The 16,499-nt window shown below is 70.5% G+C and carries 10 protein-coding genes and 1 pseudogene; 8 read left to right on the top strand and 3 right to left on the bottom strand.

Going from position 1 to position 16,499, the window contains the following annotated elements; genetic code table 11:
- Window positions 1–61 precede the first annotated feature (61 nt).
- Window positions 62–2,233, top strand: a complete 2,172-nt coding sequence (locus LE548_RS06580) for a SpoIIE family protein phosphatase (RefSeq protein ID WP_225095694.1) — start codon at window positions 62–64, stop codon at window positions 2,231–2,233.
- A gap of 116 nt (window positions 2,234–2,349) precedes the next feature.
- On the opposite strand, the gene LE548_RS06575 is transcribed toward LE548_RS06580, so the two are convergent.
- The 3 genes from LE548_RS06575 to LE548_RS06565 all read right to left on the bottom strand — a co-directional run bounded on the left by LE548_RS06575 (window position 2,350) and on the right by LE548_RS06565 (window position 6,146).
- Complete coding sequence (locus LE548_RS06575) at window positions 2,350–3,834, bottom strand: cellulose-binding domain-containing protein (RefSeq protein ID WP_225095693.1); 1,485 nt, start codon at window positions 3,832–3,834, stop codon at window positions 2,350–2,352.
- Between the two features lie 241 nt (window positions 3,835–4,075).
- Window positions 4,076–5,413 (bottom strand): radical SAM protein, encoded by a 1,338-nt coding sequence (locus LE548_RS06570; RefSeq protein WP_225095692.1) that lies wholly within the window; start codon window positions 5,411–5,413, stop codon window positions 4,076–4,078.
- Window positions 5,414–5,471: 58 nt separating this feature from the next.
- Window positions 5,472–6,146 (bottom strand): pyridoxamine 5'-phosphate oxidase family protein, encoded by a 675-nt coding sequence (locus LE548_RS06565; RefSeq protein WP_225095691.1) that lies wholly within the window; start codon window positions 6,144–6,146, stop codon window positions 5,472–5,474.
- Between the two features lie 158 nt (window positions 6,147–6,304).
- Between LE548_RS06565 and LE548_RS06560 the strand changes: the two genes are divergently transcribed.
- The 7 genes and pseudogenes from LE548_RS06560 to LE548_RS06530 form a co-directional block, all read left to right on the top strand.
- A complete protein-coding gene (locus LE548_RS06560) occupies window positions 6,305–7,567 on the top strand; it encodes an FAD-binding protein (protein ID WP_225095690.1) in 1,263 nt (420 codons plus the stop codon).
- A 503-nt stretch (window positions 7,568–8,070) separates the two neighbouring features.
- Window positions 8,071–9,372, top strand: a complete 1,302-nt coding sequence (locus LE548_RS06555; RefSeq protein WP_225095689.1) for an ROK family transcriptional regulator — start codon at window positions 8,071–8,073, stop codon at window positions 9,370–9,372.
- A gap of 108 nt (window positions 9,373–9,480) precedes the next feature.
- Window positions 9,481–10,182 (top strand): annotated as a pseudogene (locus LE548_RS06550) (ricin-type beta-trefoil lectin domain protein); the annotation flags it as partial.
- A gap of 335 nt (window positions 10,183–10,517) precedes the next feature.
- Entirely contained in the window at window positions 10,518–11,783 is a 1,266-nt protein-coding gene (locus LE548_RS06545) for an ABC transporter substrate-binding protein (RefSeq protein WP_225095688.1), read from the top strand.
- Between the two features lie 20 nt (window positions 11,784–11,803).
- On the top strand, window positions 11,804–12,769 hold the full coding sequence (locus tag LE548_RS06540) for a carbohydrate ABC transporter permease (RefSeq protein ID WP_225095687.1): 966 nt from the start codon (window positions 11,804–11,806) through the stop codon (window positions 12,767–12,769).
- Window positions 12,766–13,638, top strand: coding sequence for a carbohydrate ABC transporter permease (locus LE548_RS06535; RefSeq protein ID WP_225095686.1), 873 nt, complete (start codon window positions 12,766–12,768; stop codon window positions 13,636–13,638). Before LE548_RS06540 ends, LE548_RS06535 begins: the two co-directional genes overlap by 4 nt.
- A 12-nt stretch (window positions 13,639–13,650) precedes the next feature.
- The coding region (locus LE548_RS06530; protein WP_225095685.1) for a glycoside hydrolase family 2 TIM barrel-domain containing protein at window positions 13,651–16,499 on the top strand (2,849 nt) is incomplete at its 3' end.

Raw genomic sequence — 16,499 nt, 5'->3', positions numbered from 1 at the left:
AGAGTGGAGGGGCGAGACGATGTCGTCCGGGGACGGAGGAGACAGGAGAGGGCGGCCTGTCATGTCCATATATTTCGATCCCCACAGTTCGGCCACGGCCCGCTCCGTCCCCGCCGACCGGCGGAGCGAGGAGTACGCGGACCTCTTCGGGCAGGCCCCGGTGATCTTCGCTGCGCTCAGTGGCCCCAGGCACCTGCTGGAAGCGGCGAACTCGGCATTCTTCCAGGCCGTGGGGAGCGACCGCGGGCGCGTCGGCGAGCCGGTCGCAGAGGCGATTCCGCAACTGGTCCAGCAGGGCGTCCTCGACCGGCTCGACGAGGTCTACCGCACCGGAGTCGCCTACCGGTCCCGGGACGGGCGGCTGGTGCTGGGAGAGCCGGGCAGGCAGCGGGAGGGGTTCTTCGACTTCACCTACGAGCCCCGCCGGGACGGGGCCGGCCGGATCGACGGGGTCGTGGTGATCGCGGTCGAGACCACCGCGTACCACGATGCGCATCTCCTGGCCTCGCAGCAGCGCGTGCTGCTGGAGCAGATCGCACGCGACGCCCCTCTCACCGAGATCCTCGACGGCATGGCCACGGCGATCGAAGAGCTCTCCCCGGACATGATCGTCTCGGTACTGCTCATCGATCCCGACGGACAGCGCCTGCGGCACGGCACCGCCCCGAGCCTGCCCGACTTCTACAACGAGGCGATCGACGGGACACCCATCGGCGAGGGTGTCGGCTCGTGCGGCACGGCCGCCTTCCGGCACGAACCGGTGATCGTCACGGACATCGCCACCGATCCCCTGTGGAAGGACTACCGTGACCTGGCCCTGCGGGCCGGGGTCGCGGCGTGCTGGTCCACGCCGATCCAGGACGCGGACGGCCGGCTGCTGGGCACCTTCGCGATGTACCACCGCACCCCCAAGGCTCCCGCGGACAGGGATGTGACGCTCAGCGTCGCGTTCGCGCGCATAGCCGCGCTGGCCATCGAACGCCACCGTGCGGTGGAGGCGAGGCGCATCGCCCAGGAGCGTGAGACGGCAGTCCGTGAGGATCTGGCCTTCCTGCTGGAAGCGAGCACCGCCATCACGGGCGAGACACACTTTGCGGAGAGCCTGCAGTGCCTGGCCAGGCTGACCGTTCCGGCCCTGGCCCCGCTGTGTGCCGTCCATGTGGTCGAGCGCGGCCGGACCCGCCGCATCGCCGTCGCCGCCTCGACCCGGGAGGGGGAACAGCTCCTCTCCTCCCCCGCGCTGTGCGACGACGTGGACGCCGCCGTCGCCCGCGTGCTGGCGTCCGGCGCCATCGAGACGGCCCACACGGGCAGCCCCTGCGCGCAGTTCGGCGTCACGGGTTACGTGTGCGTGCCGCTGACCACCCGGGGCCGTACCTTCGGCACGCTGACTCTCCTGGCCACCTCCCTGACCCTGGACGGCCACACGATCGCCCTGGCCCAGGAGCTGGCCTGCCGGGCCGCTTCGAGTGCCGACAACGCCCACCAGTTCACCGACCGCGTCCGGCTGGCCCACGATCTGCAGGCAGGCCTGCTGCCTCCCGAGTTGCCCAGGATTCCCGGCGCGACGTTGGCCGCCTCGTACCGTCCGGCCGGTGAAGGACTCGACGTCGGCGGTGACTTCTACGATGTCTTCCCACTGTCCGGCGACCGCTGGGCGTTCATGATCGGCGATGTGTCGGGGCGCGGCGCGCTGGCGGCCACCACCACCGGAATGGTCCGCCACACCGCACGCGCCGCCGCCCGCCTCCTGACCAACCCGGCGGCGGTGGTCGCCGCCATCAACGACGCGTTGACGGCAGGCACCGTCGAGGAGGACCAGTTCGTGTCACTCGTCTACGGCGAACTGCGGCACTCCGCGTCCCACCTCGCGCTCAACGTGATTCGAGCAGGTCACGTACCACCCCTCGTGCGCCGAGCCGACGGCACGGTCGAAGAACTGACCCAACCGGGACTCCTGTTGGGCATCCGTCCCGACCCCGGCTTCTGCCCGTGCGACATCGACCTGCGTCCCGGCGACAGTCTGGTCCTGGTCACCGACGGCATCACCGAGGCTCGTTCCGCCGAGGGCGAATTCTTCGGCGAGGACCGCTTGGCCGCCGCGCTCGTCGCCGACCGGACCGCGACGCCCACCGCCGCCACCCTCATCGAGTCGCTCACCGCCGCAGTCACCGCGTTCGCAGGCGATGCCGCCCTCGACGACCGGGCCGCACTGGTGGTCACCGCCACCTGACGGTCACGATGGCGCAGCAGCCATTGCTGCGCTCACAGCGCGCGGGTTCCTGGATGAGGGCAGGCCCGGCACGTAGCCCGCGAACGGGACCCGGTGTCAAAGCGTATGGATGCCCCTCAACCGGCCGCGCAGGCAACCCCGTTGAGCGTGAAGCCGTTCGGCGCCCGGTTCGCGTCCCGCCAGGAGGCGAGGAAGCCGAAGGAGAGGGTGCCGTGGGCGGCGACGGACTTGTTGTAGTCGGCGGCGGTGGCGGTGACGCGGGAGCCGTCCTGGTGGACGGTGGCGTCCCACATCTGGCCGACCTGCTGGCCGTCGCGGAACGCCCAGGACACGTTCCAGCCGGTGAGGGGCCGGTCGGCGGTGACGGTGACCATGGCCTGGAAGCCGCCGGGCCACTGGTTGACGAGGTCGTAGACGACCCGGCAGGCGGTGGCGGAGGTACTGCCGTCGCCGGGCTGGGGTGCGGCCGTGGAGGTGCTGCCCTGCGGTTCGGGATCGGGCTTCGTACCGCGGGGGCCGGCCGTCGTGCCGGTCGCCGAGGGCGTCGCGGACGGGGTGCCGGCGGTGGTGGCCGACGGGGAGCCCGGCCGGTCGGCGGAGCGGGCGACGCTGGGGTCGGCGACCGGCTGCCGGTCGTCGCGGGCGGCCGCCGCGTCGTCGCCGGAGCCGCCGAACGGCATCATCGACACGCCGAGCGCCAGCGCGGAGAGCAGCACGGCGGCGGCGAGCAGGCCGCCGCGCAGCATCCGGCTGCGTCCGCCGCCCTCCTCGTGGTCACCGCTGTCCGGGTCGGCGCCGGGCCGGCCCGCGCCGAGGCGGACCTCCGCGGCGCGCCGGCGGCGCTCCAGGTAGGCGAGGCCGCCCCAGCCGATCACCCCGCCGGCCAGCGCGGCGGGCAGTCCGCCGCCGTGCAGGCGCAGGCAGGCGGCGGCCTCGGCGCAGCGCACACAGGTGGCGAGGTGCCGGGAGAGGTCCTCGGGGGTGTCGGCGGCCGGCGAGCGGGTGACGGCGTCCAGCAGGCGGGCGTAGGAGCGGCACTGCGCGTCCATCGGGGTGTCGAGATGGGCGCGGTGGCAGCGGTCCCGGAACAGGGTGCGGACCTGGTCGAGTTCGTCGCCGACGGTGGCCGGGTCCAGGCCCAGCCGGCGGGCCACCACGGGCAGCGGCAGCGCCTCCACCTCGGCCAGCCACAGCAGCGAGGCGTCGGCCTCCTGCATGTCCCTGAGGCCGCGCAGCGCGATCGGGCGCTCCAGCGGCGGGCCCGAGAACCGGGCCGCCTTGCCGGAGTTGAGCCACAGCCGCAGATCGGGGTCGAGCTTGTGCCCCCGGCCGTCGGCCTCCCAGCCGGCGGCCGTGTCGCGTACGGCGGTGAGCAGCGCCGGGATGGCCGGCAGCCGTGCGGTACGCCGGCGGGCGCCGCGCACATGGGTGCTCTCGGCGGCACGGACCTCGCGCACGCCGAGGGTGAAGGCCTCGTTCGCCAGTTGATGGGCCGTCAGGGATCCGGCGGTGCACAGGTCCGCGTAACTGAGCACCGCGTCCCAGCCCTCCGAGAACAGCGCGGCCTCGGTGGCGTCCTGGGGGGTCGGCAGGTCGGGCATGGGACTCCTGCATCCACGAGCGAGGTCAACTCTCCATACGGAAAAGGGAGTTACCGGGAACCTCGCGGCAGGACACCGAGCTTTTCACGACCTTGACACAACTGACAAGCGGCCTGTTCACATCCGGTGACGCATGGTGGCGGAACGGATGCATGTCGCGACGAACCCCCGACTCCGGCCTCTGATACGGACGCCGGCGCCGTTTCGCTCACCGTCCCGCCGACCGAATGCGTCACACGGGTCACACCTCGGCGGGCGCCTGTTCCTGTTCCGGTTCGGCGGCGGGCAGGCTGTCCATGAAGGAGCTGACCGAGAAGACCGCGCGGCCGGGTCCGGGCGGGCCGTAGCCGGGCGGGGAGGACAGGCCGAAGTCGTCCATCGTCTGCCGGTAGGCCTGGAGCAGCCGGATGTGGTACTCCAGCGGCGCGCCGTGCGGATTGGCCTTGCCGAGCGGGGTGGTGGGCTCCGGGCACCAGGTGGTGAAGCGGGGCGTGATGCCGTGCGACATGAAGAAGCGCAGGCCCTCGGTGGTCGACGCGATCGCCTCGTCGACGGTGGTGAAGCCGAAGGGCTCGGCCATCTCCACGCCCGCCACGAAGTTCGGGATCACATTGCGCGCGCCGAACACCTCGGCCGAGTCCAGGATCCGCCGGTGCCATTCGTCGCGGCCGACGTAGCGCTCCTTGCCGGGGCAGTACAGCTCGAACAGCCGGCGGTCCCACACCTCGAAGTTGGGGTGGTAGATCTGCACGCCGTAGTCCTTGAACCGCTGCACGTCCGCCTTGGGCAGCGCCTGCGCCACGACCTTGCCGATCCAGCGGCCCGGGAAGCGCTCCTCGATGGCCTTGGCGTAGTGGCCGTAGAAGTCGGCCTCGTCGCGTCCGGCGACCGTCTTCGTGATCGCGCCGCCGGTCAGCGTGTAGGCGGTGGAGGCCTTCTGGGTGTCGTACCGGTCGATGATCTCCAGCGCCTCCAGGACCTCCTCCACATCCTTGACGCCGGTGTACGGCCGCCCGGCCGCCTTGTGCTGGCGCCAGTTGTGGTTGATGTCGCAGTACTGGCACTCCTCCTTGGCGCCGAAGTACTGGCAGACCCGGAAGACGGTGAGGTAGATGAGATAACCCCACTGGATGGTCGGGGCCACCTCCATCACGGACTTGCCGTTGGAGAGGGTGTGCCGGTAGTACTCCGGCATGGGCGGCACACCGACGTCCGCGATCCGCTTGCCGTCGAGGTAGAGGCCGAGCATCCCCTCGTCGTCGGCGGCGACCCGGTACGGCGAGGCGGGGTTCACCCGCACGGAGACGACGGTGCGGCGCAGGTCGTACGGGCCGCCGGTGAGGATGATCTCCTCCGGCGGGCGCCGCAGGGCCGCCTCACCGAGTTCGGGCAGGGTGCCGTGGTCGAACGAGAAGATGAAGTACGACTTCGGCTTGACCTCGCCGCTCTCGTTGTCGCTGAGCGCCGACGGGTCGAAGGCGACGCCGCCGCGGAGCAGGTCCTCCTTGAAGACGGCCTCCCGTGGCACGTGCGGGAAGCGCTCCATCAGATCCTCGACCAGCGCGGTACGACTGCCCATCCGTCTGTCTCCTCCCGGTTCAGGCATACGCGTCCCACCGTATGCCCCCGCCCGCGGCTCAGCCGTGCCGGGTCCCCGCACGGCGCGCGATGTGTTCCGGTACGGCGATGCCGGGTGGCAGCGCCGGGTCGGGCTCCGGGGTGCCCCAGACCGGGGTCAGCGGCAGCACGCCGGCCCACAGCCCGAGCGCCGCGTCGGGTCCGTCGCCGTCCTCCGGGGCACCGGTGCGGATCTTGACGGAGGCCTCCTCCAGGGAGAGCGCGAGGAGGGTGGTGGCCGCGAGCTCCTTGCGGCTGGGGCTGCGGGCGTACGACCACTGGCCGGGCGCGGAGTGCTCGGTGAGCAGGCGCAGGCCCGCCAGCTTCTCCTCGGCGTCGGTGACCTTGCGGGCGGTGCCGTGGATCATGGCGCTGCGGTAGTTGACGCCGTGCTCGAAGACGGACCGGGCGAGCACCAGCCCGTCGACGTGCGTGACGGTCACGCACACCGGGGTGTCCCCGGCCAGGCTGCGGCTGGCCACGGATCCGTGCAGATACAGCCACCGCTCGTCCCGCCCGTACACGGTCGGCACGACGACCGGCCGTCCCTCGACCACCACCCCCAGATGACAGACGAACCCGGCGTCGAGGACCGCCTCCAGCTCCGCCCGCTCCACGCTGCCCTGCTCGCGCAGCCGGCGATGCCGGGTGCGGTCGGTGACGGGCAGCCGGGCGGGAAGCGGTTCCTGAGTCATGGAGCAGAAGTTACCGATATCGCATCCACAGAGCCAGCCAATATCCGGATACGTCAATCAGAGTCCATCCTGGCTACGAAATCCGCAGCATGCCTCCCGGTCGTGCCGCGCCGGATGAGAGGGTCGGCGCACACGCACTCTCCGGGAGGGACGCAAGCATGACAGGCACGGCCGAGACCGCCGGGACGGTCACCAACTGGGCGCGCACCATCACCTACCAGGCGCGGGAGTTCCACCGGCCGCAGACGGCGGACGCGCTCGCGGCGCTGGTGGCGGGCAGCGCGCGGATCCGGGTGCTGGGCAGCGGACACTCCTTCAACCGGATCGCCGACCCCGGCCCGGACGGAGTCCTGGTGTCGACCGCGGGCCTGCCACCGGAGACCGAGATCGACACGGCGGCCCGTACGGTCCGCGTGTCGGGCGGTGTCCGCTACGCCGAACTGGCCCACGCCGTCCACGCGCACGGTCTCGCCCTGCCCAACATGGCGTCCCTGCCGCACATCTCGGTGGCCGGCTCGGTGGCGACCGGCACCCATGGCTCGGGCGTCACCAACGGACCGCTCGCCGCGGCCGTACGGGAGGTGGAGCTGATCGCCGCCGACGGCTCGACGGTGACGATCGGCCGGGACGACCCCCGCTTCGGCGGCGCCGTGACCTCGCTGGGCGCGCTGGGCGTCGTCACCGCGCTCACCCTCGACCTGGAGCCGGCGTACGAGGTGGAGCAGCACGTCTTCACCGAACTCCCGCTGGAGGGGCTGGACTTCGCCGCCGTGGCCGCCGCCGGGTACAGCGTGAGCCTGTTCACCGACTGGCGCCGGCCCGGCTTCCGGCAGGTGTGGGTCAAGCGCCGCACCGACCAGCCGGCCGTCCGCTTCCCCTGGGCGGCCCCCGCGACCGAGCCGATGCACCCGGTGCCGGGCATGCCCGCGACCTACTGCACCGAGCAGCTGGGGGTGCCGGGACCCTGGCACGAGCGGCTGCCGCACTTCCGGGCGGAGTTCACGCCGAGCAACGGGGAGGAGATCCAGTCGGAGTATCTGCTGCCGCGGTCGGCAGCGGTCGACGCGCTGTGTGCGATCGACGGTATTCGGTCGACAGTCGCCGGTGTATTGCAGACATGCGAAGTGCGTACGATCGCCGCCGACCCGCAGTGGCTCAGCCCGGCCCACGGGCGGGACTCGGTGGCACTGCACTTCACGTGGGTGCGGGACGAGGCGGCCGTCCTGCCGGTGGTCCGCCGGCTGGAGGCGGCGCTGGCTCCGTTCGAACCGCGTCCGCACTGGGGGAAGCTCTACGAGATCCCGTCGACGGTCGTCCGTGGACTGTATGCACACCTCGCCGACTTCCGGGCCCTGGCCCGCTCCCTGGATCCGGCCGGAAAGTTCACCAACGCCTTCGTCCAGGATCTCCTGGACGGCTGAGGAAGCACTCGCCCCGCCTCGGCCGAGGACGCACTCCCCCGCCTCACCGAGGCCCGGCGGGGCCCGCTCGCCCGGCGGCGCCGAGGACGCGGAACAGGCTGATGCGCGGAGCGGCCTGTGCGGCCGGGGCGGACAGCCGGCCCGCGTCCTGCTCCTCGCTCGCGGCATGGCCGAGTCCGATGGTCGCCGCGACCAGCCGGCCGCCGGGGGCCGGTCATCGAACTCCCCGGACAGCCGACCGCGTTCGATCACCCGTCCGATCCTTCAGGGCCCCGGAGTCCCGTGGCCGAAGTGCTCACTCACGCACGCCAGAACATGCTCATCCGCAGCCGGCGGGCAAACAGCTCCCAGCCCCGGCCGCCGGCCTGGATCCCGCGGACTTTTTCCAGCCCCTTTCCTAACCCCTTGTCGAAAGTCCCTCCCAGCCCATAGCCTGACGCCCGCGCCGGTGCCGATGCCGCTCCGGCCTGGTCTGGTCTGGACGGGATGGGAGGGGCCGCCGCGTGAAGCGCACATCGCGTGACATCCGCACCGCGAACCGCTACGAGGTGCTGCGCCAGATCATCGCCGAGTCTCCCACCTCCCGGCAGGAGCTGGCGGCCGCCACCGGTCTGAGCCTGGCCACGGTCGCCACGCTGGTCGGCGAGTTGCTGGACCTCCGCATGATCACCGAGGTCGGGTTCGAGGACTCGGCCGGCGGCCGGCCCCGGGGCCTGGTGGCCGTCAACGCGTCGGGGGGCGCGCTGATCGGCGTGGACATCGCAGAGACGTACGTCCATGTCGAGCTGTTCGACCTGGGGCTGAACGTGCTGGCCCGCGCCGACGAGGACATGCGGCCCGGCGACAGCCGACCGGAGCAGGTGGTCGGCCAGGTCGCCGCCGCTGTCGGCTCCGTGGTGGCGCAGGCCGGGGTCGAGGCGGCCCGGGTGCTCGGTGTCGGAGTGAGCGTGCCGGGCCAGGTGGACCGGGACAGCGGCGTCGCCGAGTACGCGCCCAACTGGGACTGGCACGACGTGCCGTTCCTCGATCTGCTCGCCGAACACATCGCGTACCCCCTCTACCTGGACAATCCGCTGCGCGCCTGCGCGGTGGCGGAGCTGTGGTTCGGGGCCGCGCGGGGCCGCGGGGACGCCGTGGTCGTCAATCTGGGCACGGGCGTCGGTGCCGGTCTGGCCCTCGGCGGCGGACTGCACCGGGGCGTGAGCAACAGCGCCGGCGAATGGGGCCACACCACGCTCGTACTGGACGGGCGGCTGTGCCACTGCGGCAACCACGGCTGTGTCGAGACGTACGTCGGCGCACCCGGCATCATGCAGAATCTGCGTGAACTGAGCCCGCGTTCCCCGCTGTTGCACCCCGAGGACCAGACGGCGACCATCGAGGCGCTGGCCGGCGCACTCACCTCGGGTGATCCGGTGGCGCTCAAGGTGGTCCGGGACACCGCCCGTTACCTCGGCGCCGGGATCTCCGATCTGATCAACCTGCTCAACCCCGAACTGGTCGTACTCAGCAGCTGGGTCGCCGCCCGGCTGGGCGAGCCGCTGCTCGACGAGGTCCGCCAGGCCGTCGCCCGGCACACGCTGCGCCGGCCGCTCGCGGCCACCGAGATCGTCCTCTCCCCGATCCCCACCGACCCGGTGTCCCTCGGCGCGGCCACGTTCGCGCTGGAAGGGGCGCTGCAGTCCGTCGGGCAGAGGCAGGGCGCCCACAAAGGCCCCGCCAAGGGTCCCACCAAGGTCACGCCCAAAGGCACCACCCAGCGCACCACCACCCTCGCCAGGAGCCGTACCGCACCGCCTTCGTGACGACGGAAGGGATGCACGTGTCTCACCCCCGTAAGAGATCCCTGCTGCTCGCAGCCTCGGCCGCGATGGCCGCCGGCGCTGCCCTCCTCACCTCCCCGCCCGCGAGCGCACTTCACCAAGCGGTACTACGCGCTGGGCCAGTACAGCAAGTTCGTCCGGCCGGGCTCGGTCGCGCACAACGTGACCGGGGCGCCGGCCGGGGTGGAGGTGTCGTCGTACGAACGGAACGGCCAGTGGGTGGTCGTGGTGAACAACCACAACACCTCCGACACGCCCCTGAACCTGCACTTCAACAGCAAGACGCCGGTGCGGGCGACGCAGGCGGTGCGGACCTCGGCGGACGAGGACTGGGCGAGCGTCGCGAAACCCTCGGTCAGCGGCGGCACCGTGTCCACCACGCTCGCCGCCCGCTCGATCACGACGTACGTCTTCGACCAGAGGGGCCGTGGCAGTTCGGCGGTCACCGGCGCCCTGGCCGGCAAGCAGTCCGGCAAGTGCCTGACCGCCGGCGCCTCGGGGGCCGCGATCGCCTCGTGCACGGGCGCGGCGGACCAGTCCTGGTCGTACGACGCGCAGGGCACTCTGAAGGGCGCGGGCAGCTATCTGACGGCCGGGAGTTCGGGCCTGACCGCGAGCGCCACGGCCACCGGTGACGGGACCCAGCGCTGGCTGCTGAACGGCAACGGGCAGATCGTGAACGAGGCGTCGGGCAAGTGCCTCGACGTCAGCGGGCAGGCGACGGCCGACGGCAGCAAGGTCATCCTCTACAGCTGCAACGGCGGCGCCAACGAGGCGTGGGCCAGGCAGTAGTCCCCGCTCCCCCGAGAGCCCTCGCAGCCCTGCTCCCCCGACCGAGGGCCGCCGGCCACACCCCTGACCCGGCGGCCCTCGTCTCCCTTGCCCCGGCGCCCTGTTCGTGATTCCGAACCGAATACAACGCTTCGTACAGACTTCGTCCAACCCCTTGCCGAAGCCTTAGCCGAAGGTTAACGTCCCCGTCCGCACCCTCTGTTTCACGCCACTCGGCCATCCGGCCACCGGGCGCGGAACCAAGCCGCAGAACCAAGCCGCAGAGCCGTAAAGCCGCAATCCCGCCAGAGCCGTAAGAGCCGTTAGAGCCGCACTCCACAGACAAGGACGTCAGCATGTCGGCACAGAGCAACACCAGCTGGAACCGCCGTTCGATACTCCGGGCCGCCGCCGGTCTGGCCGTCGCCGCCCCGCTCGCCGCGTGCGGCGGCAACAACGGCCGCGGGGGCGGCTCCGGTTCGGGCAAGCAGCTCGTCCAGTACTTCCACGCGTACGGCGAGGCTGGTGTGGAGCAGGCCGTCAAGCGGTACGCGAAGGCGTACACCAAGGCCAACGTGTCCACGCAGTGGATCACCGGCAGCAACTTCGAGAACAAGCTCTTTCCCGCCCTGCTCACGAAGCAGGCGCCCGACGTCTTCGAGTTCCACCCGCAGATCCAGCTCATCAAGAGCGGTCAGGTGGCCGACCTGACCGACATCATCGACCCGGTCAAGGACGACTTCAACCCGGCCGACATCAAGTCGCACACGGTCGACGGGAAGATATACGGCGTCCGCATGATCGACGACCCGCAGTTCTTCTTCTACCGCAAGTCGATGCTGGAGAAGGCGAACGTCGCCGTACCGACGACCCTCGACGAGCTGATCGAGGCCGCGGCCAAGCTCACCACCAGCAAGGTCAAGGGCCTCTTCCTCGGCAACGACCTGACCGCGATCCAGAACAACCTCATCTGGTCGGCCGGCGCCGACACCCTCGACGAGAAGAACCAGATCGCCTACCACACCGACGGTGTCGTCGAGGGCCTCACCAAGCTCCGCAAGCTGTTCACCAGTGGCAGTCTGCTGCTGGACGCCCCGGCCGACTTCTGGGACCCCTCCGCGCTCAACCAGGGCCTGTGCGCCATCCAGTGGGGCGGCATGTGGGGGATGCCCGCCACGCAAGCGGCGCTCGGCGACGACTTCGGCGTCTTCCCGTTCCCGAAGATCGGCTCCAGCGGCAAGCAGTCCGTGTACAACGGCGGCTGGTCGATGTTCGTCAACGCCAAGGGCGACAACGTCGAGGCGGCCAAGGAGTACGTGAAGTGGCTGTGGATCGACCAGAAGCAGTACCAGGAGGACTTCTCCACCTCCTACGGCTTCCACATTCCGCCGCGTGCCTCGATCGCCGCGCAGGCCACCAAGCTCAAGTCCGGTGCGGCCGCTGACGGCGTCAAGCTGTTCAACACCTACGGCCACTTCGACAACATCGGCTGGACCCAGGCCATGATCACGGCGTTCAACGACGTCATCGCCAACACCGTCCGCAAGGACGGCGACCCCAAGGCCGCGCTCGACACATGTGACACGAAGGTGAACCGCGAGCTGAAGAAGCTGTTCGGATAGGCCGGCGGACGGACTGCGACATGTCGACCACGACCGCGCGGGACCTCACGAGCCCCGCCTCGGCCAAGGCCTCCCAGGCCAGGCCGCGGCGGGGCCTGCGGGGCAACGCCACACTCAACTTCTGGCTCTTCACCGGCCCGTTCCTCATCGGCCTGGTGATCTTCGTCTTCGTGCCGATCGGCTGGAGCCTGTGGCTCAGCTTCTTCGACGCCCGGTTCACCGTCACGCCGAGCAACTTCATCGGTTTCGACAACTACAGGACGGTCCTGACCGACCCCAACTTCACCGGTTCGCTGGTGACGTTCACGGTGTTCGCCGCGTTCATCGTGCCGACCACCTGGGCGCTCTCGCTGGGCCTGGCGCTGCTCGTGCACCGCCTCACGTTCATGCGGGCGTTCTTCCGGTCCGTGTTCTTCCTGCCGACCGCATGCAGCTACGTGGCCGCTTCGCTCATCTGGAAGATGTCCATCTTCAACGGTGTCCGCTTCGGCCTGGCCAACACCGTCCTCGGCTGGTTCGGTGTCGACCAGGTGGCCTGGCTCGCCAATCCCAGCCCGCCCTGGTACTGGCTGGTCATCGTGACGCTGCGCCTGTGGCTGCAGGCCGGTTTCTACATGATCCTGTTCCTGGCAGCGCTCCAGAACATCCCGTCGGAGCTGTACGAAGCCGCCGCCATCGACGGCGCCAGGCCGGGCTGGCAGACCTTCCGGTACATCACGCTGCCGCAGCTGCGGGCCACGTCCACCGCGGTGATCCTGCTGCTGCTCGTCGCGGCCTATCAGGCCTTCGACGAGTTCTTCAACCTGATGGGCAAGGCCACGTGGGGCCAGCCGCCCCTCGTGATCCTCTACAAGACGGCCATCGGCGTGAACCAGGACTACGGCCAGGGCAGCGCGGGCGCGGTCGTCCTGACCCTCCTGATCTGCATCGTGACTCTGTTCCAGGGCAAAATCATGGGTTTTGGAAGGGGTGAGGAGTCCAAGTGACCACCACCACGCCCCCGGTCGACAGGTCGCGCCGTGCCAAGCGCGGGAGCGTCATCGGCAATGCCGGTCTCTACATCGCCGTCGGGATCGCCGCCCTGCTCTTCCTGCTCCCCTTCTATCTGATCGTCCGCAACTCGCTGATGCAGGACCCGGAGATCACCGGTGAGAACTGGAAGTGGTTCCCCAGCCACATCCAGTGGGGCAACATCACCGAGCCGTTCCACGACGCCAGCGTCGACTTCGGCCGCTCGCTGATCAATTCCGCGATCGTCGCCGTCCTGACGACGGCCGGCACCCTGCTGGTGTGCTCGCTGGCCGCCTACGGCCTGGCCCGCATCCCGTACAAGCACGCCAACAAGGTGTTCTACGCCGTCCTCGCCACCCTGATGGTCCCCACGGCCGTCACCTTCGTGCCGAGCTTCGTGCTGGTGTCGTCACTCGGCTGGGTGGACTCCTACCGCGGTCTCATCATCCCGGGCCTGTTCAGCGGTTTCACCTGTTTCCTGTTCCGGCAGTACTTCCTCGGGTTCCCCAAGGAGCTGGAGGAGGCGGCGCGCGTGGACGGGCTCGGCTACTGGGGTGCGTACTGGCGTGTCGTCGTACCCAACTCGCTGAACTTCTTCACGGCGATGGCCACGATCACCTTCATCAGCGGCTGGAACTCCTTCCTGTGGCCGCTGGTCATCGGCCAGGACCCCAGCTCCTGGACCGTCCAGGTCGCCCTGTCCTCGTACATGACCAATCAGACCGTCAATTACCACCTGATCTTCATGGCCACCGCCATCTCGATCCTGCCTTTGGTGTTCGTGTTCCTCTTCCTCCAGCGCTGGCTGGTGCAGGGGATCGCGCAGACCGGTATCAAGGGCTGAGCTAGGAGACCGATGTCTTTCCGCACCACCACCGAAACCGCTTACGTCGAGGACGTCTCCCCGGGCTCCGGCGCGCTGCCGCCCCGCGCCTGGTACGCGTCCTCCGACGCCCGGACCCTGTCCCTCAACGGCAGCTGGCGCTTCCGTCTGACGCAGACGGCCGACGCCGAGGACGACTCCTTCGCCGCCGAGGGGTACGACGCCGGTGACTGGGCGGAGGTCTCGGTCCCCGGCCACTGGGTCCTCCAGGGCCACGGCTCCCCCATCTACACCAACCACCTCTACCCGTTCCCGGTCGACCCGCCGCATGTGCCGACCGAGAACCCGACCGGCGACCACCTGCGGGTCTTCGACCTGCCGGCCGACTGGCCAGACCTCGCCGAGGGCGACGCGGTGCTGCGCTTCGACGGGGTGGAGTCGTGTGCGCGGGTGTGGCTGAACGGCACCGAGATCGGCGAGTTCAAGGGCTCGCGGCTGCCGCACGAGTTCGCTGTCGGCCATCTGCTGAAGACTGCGGACAATGTACTGGCGGTCCGTGTCCACCAGTGGTCGGCCGGCTCCTACCTGGAGGACCAGGACCAGTGGTGGCTGCCGGGCATCTTCCGTGACGTCACCCTGCTGCACCGTCCGGCCGGCGCCGCCGTCGACTTCTTCGTGCACGCCGCCTACGACCACCTCGCCGGCACCGGCACCCTGAAGGTCGACTCCGACGTGGAGGGCCGGGTCACCGTCGCCGAGCTGGGCATCGACATCGCGACCGGCGAGAGCGTGACCGTGCCGGTCGAGCCCTGGTCGGCGGAGGTGCCCCGGCTGTACACGGGCGAGCTGGTCACCGAGGGCGAGCGGGTGCCGCTGCGCATCGGTTTCCGCACCGTCGAGCTGTCGGACGGCCTGATCAAGGTCAACGGCAGGCCGGTCCTGTTCAAGGGCGTCAACCGGCACGAGTGGCACCCGGAGAAGGGCCGGGCGCTGGACCTGGAGACGATGCGCGAGGACGTGCTGCTGATGAAGCGGCACAACGTCAACGCCGTCCGCACCTCCCACTACCCGCCCCACCCGGCCTTCCTCGACCTGTGCGACGAGCTGGGCCTGTGGGTGATCGACGAGTGCGACCTGGAGACCCACGGCTTCACCGAGCAGGGCTGGCGGGACAACCCCGTCGACGACGACCGCTGGACCCCGGCGCTGCTGGACCGCGCCTCCCGCATGGTCGAGCGGGACAAGAACCACCCCTCGATCGTCATCTGGTCCCTCGGCAACGAGGCGGGCACCGGACGCGGCCTCACCGCGATGGCCGAGTGGATCAAGGGCCGGGACTCCTCCCGCCTGCTCCACTACGAGGGCGACATCGACTGCCGTGACACCGACATGTACTCCCGGATGTACGCCTCCCACGCCGAGGTCGAGAGAATCGGCCAGGACCTGGACGGCGGCACCCACAAGCGGCGCGGGCTCCCCTTCATCCTGTGCGAGTACGCCCACGCCATGGGCAACGGCCCCGGCGGCCTCGCCGACTACCAGCGGCTGTTCGAGTCGTACGACCGGCTCCAGGGCGCCTTCGTCTGGGAGTGGATCGACCACGGCATCACGCACCCGGAGCTGGGCTACGCCTACGGCGGTGACTTCGGCGAGGAGCTGCACGACGGCAACTTCGTCTGCGACGGTCTGCTCTTCCCGGACCGGCGGCCCTCCCCCGGGCTGGTCGAGTACAAGAAGGTGATCGAACCGGTCGGCATCGACGCCACCGCCGGCGACGGCACGGTCCGGATCACCAACAAGCAGGACTTCGCCGGCCTGTCGGCGCTCGCGTTCACCTGGTCGTACGAGGTCGAGGGCGAGCCGGTGGAGACCGGCACCCTTGCGGTGCCCGCACTGGCGCCCGGCGAGTCCTCCGACGTCAAGCTGCCCGCACCGCCGGCCGCGGCCCCGGCCGGGGAGGCCCACTGGACCGTCCGTGCGGTGCTCGCGGCCGACGCCCCGTGGGCACCGAAGGACCACGTCGTGGCCTGGGGCCAGGTCCAGGCGGCGCAGCGCCGGACGCCGTCGGTCGCGCCGACGGCCCGCCCGGTGCCCGGCGACGGGGTGATCACCCTCGGCCCCGGCACCTTCGACGCCCGCACGGGCGCCCTGACCGCGATCGGCAACGTACCGGTCACCGGTCTGCGCCTGGACGTGTGGCGGGCCACCACCGACAACGACGACGGCGCCGTCTGGCAGGACGACACCCGCTACGGCCTGCTGTGGCGCACCCTCGGCCTGCACCGGATGCGGCACCGGCTGGACTCGGTGGAGGCCGGCGAGAACGCGCTGACGGTTCGGACGCGGGTGGCGCCGGCCGCCCGGGAGGTGGGGTTGTCGACGGTATACCGCTGGACGTCTGACGGAGACAGTCTGCGGTTGACCGTACACACCACCCCGGAGGGCGAGTGGACCGTGCCGCTGCCCCGGCTCGGCATCCGCTTCGGACTGTCCGCGGCCGACCGTGTGCGGTGGTTCGGCGGGGGTCCCGGGGAGGCGTATGCGGACACCAGGATGGCGTCTGCAGTCGGCCGTTGGCAGTCGACTGTGGACGACATGCAGACGCCGTACGTCCGTCCGCAGGAGAACGGCGCCCGGATCGACGTCCGCTGGGCGGAGCTCGGCGGACTGCGGATCGAGGGCGACCCGGTGTTCTCCCTCACCGCCCGCCGCTGGACCACCGAGCAGCTGGACGCGGCCACGCACCGCCCGGATCTCACGCCCGGCGACACCGTGTGGGTGAACCTGGACCACGGCCAGCACGGCATCGGCTCCCAGTCCTGCGGTCCGGGCCCGCTGCCTCAGTATCACCTGCGGGCCGAGCCGGCGGAGTTCTCCTTCGT

Origin of the sequence: Streptomyces sp. CoH27, assembly GCF_020181035.1 — a bacterium.
Lineage (GTDB): Bacteria > Actinomycetota > Actinomycetes > Streptomycetales > Streptomycetaceae > Streptomyces > Streptomyces camelliae.
Note: the sequence above shows the minus strand (reverse complement) of the source record. Positions and strands in the feature narration are given on the sequence as shown.

Bases quoted from the DNA above. Each gene is read 5' to 3' on its own strand.
- LE548_RS06580 (WP_225095694.1), top strand. From the start codon at position 62: ATGTCCATATATTTCGATCCCCACAGTTCGGCCACGGCCCGCTCCGTC.
- LE548_RS06575 (WP_225095693.1), bottom strand. From the start codon at position 3,834: ATGCCCGACCTGCCGACCCCCCAGGACGCCACCGAGGCCGCGCTGTTC.
- LE548_RS06570 (WP_225095692.1), bottom strand. From the start codon at position 5,413: ATGGGCAGTCGTACCGCGCTGGTCGAGGATCTGATGGAGCGCTTCCCG.
- LE548_RS06565 (WP_225095691.1), bottom strand. From the start codon at position 6,146: ATGACTCAGGAACCGCTTCCCGCCCGGCTGCCCGTCACCGACCGCACC.
- LE548_RS06560 (WP_225095690.1), top strand. From the start codon at position 6,305: ATGACAGGCACGGCCGAGACCGCCGGGACGGTCACCAACTGGGCGCGC.
- LE548_RS06545 (WP_225095688.1), top strand. From the start codon at position 10,518: ATGTCGGCACAGAGCAACACCAGCTGGAACCGCCGTTCGATACTCCGG.
- LE548_RS06540 (WP_225095687.1), top strand. From the start codon at position 11,804: ATGTCGACCACGACCGCGCGGGACCTCACGAGCCCCGCCTCGGCCAAG.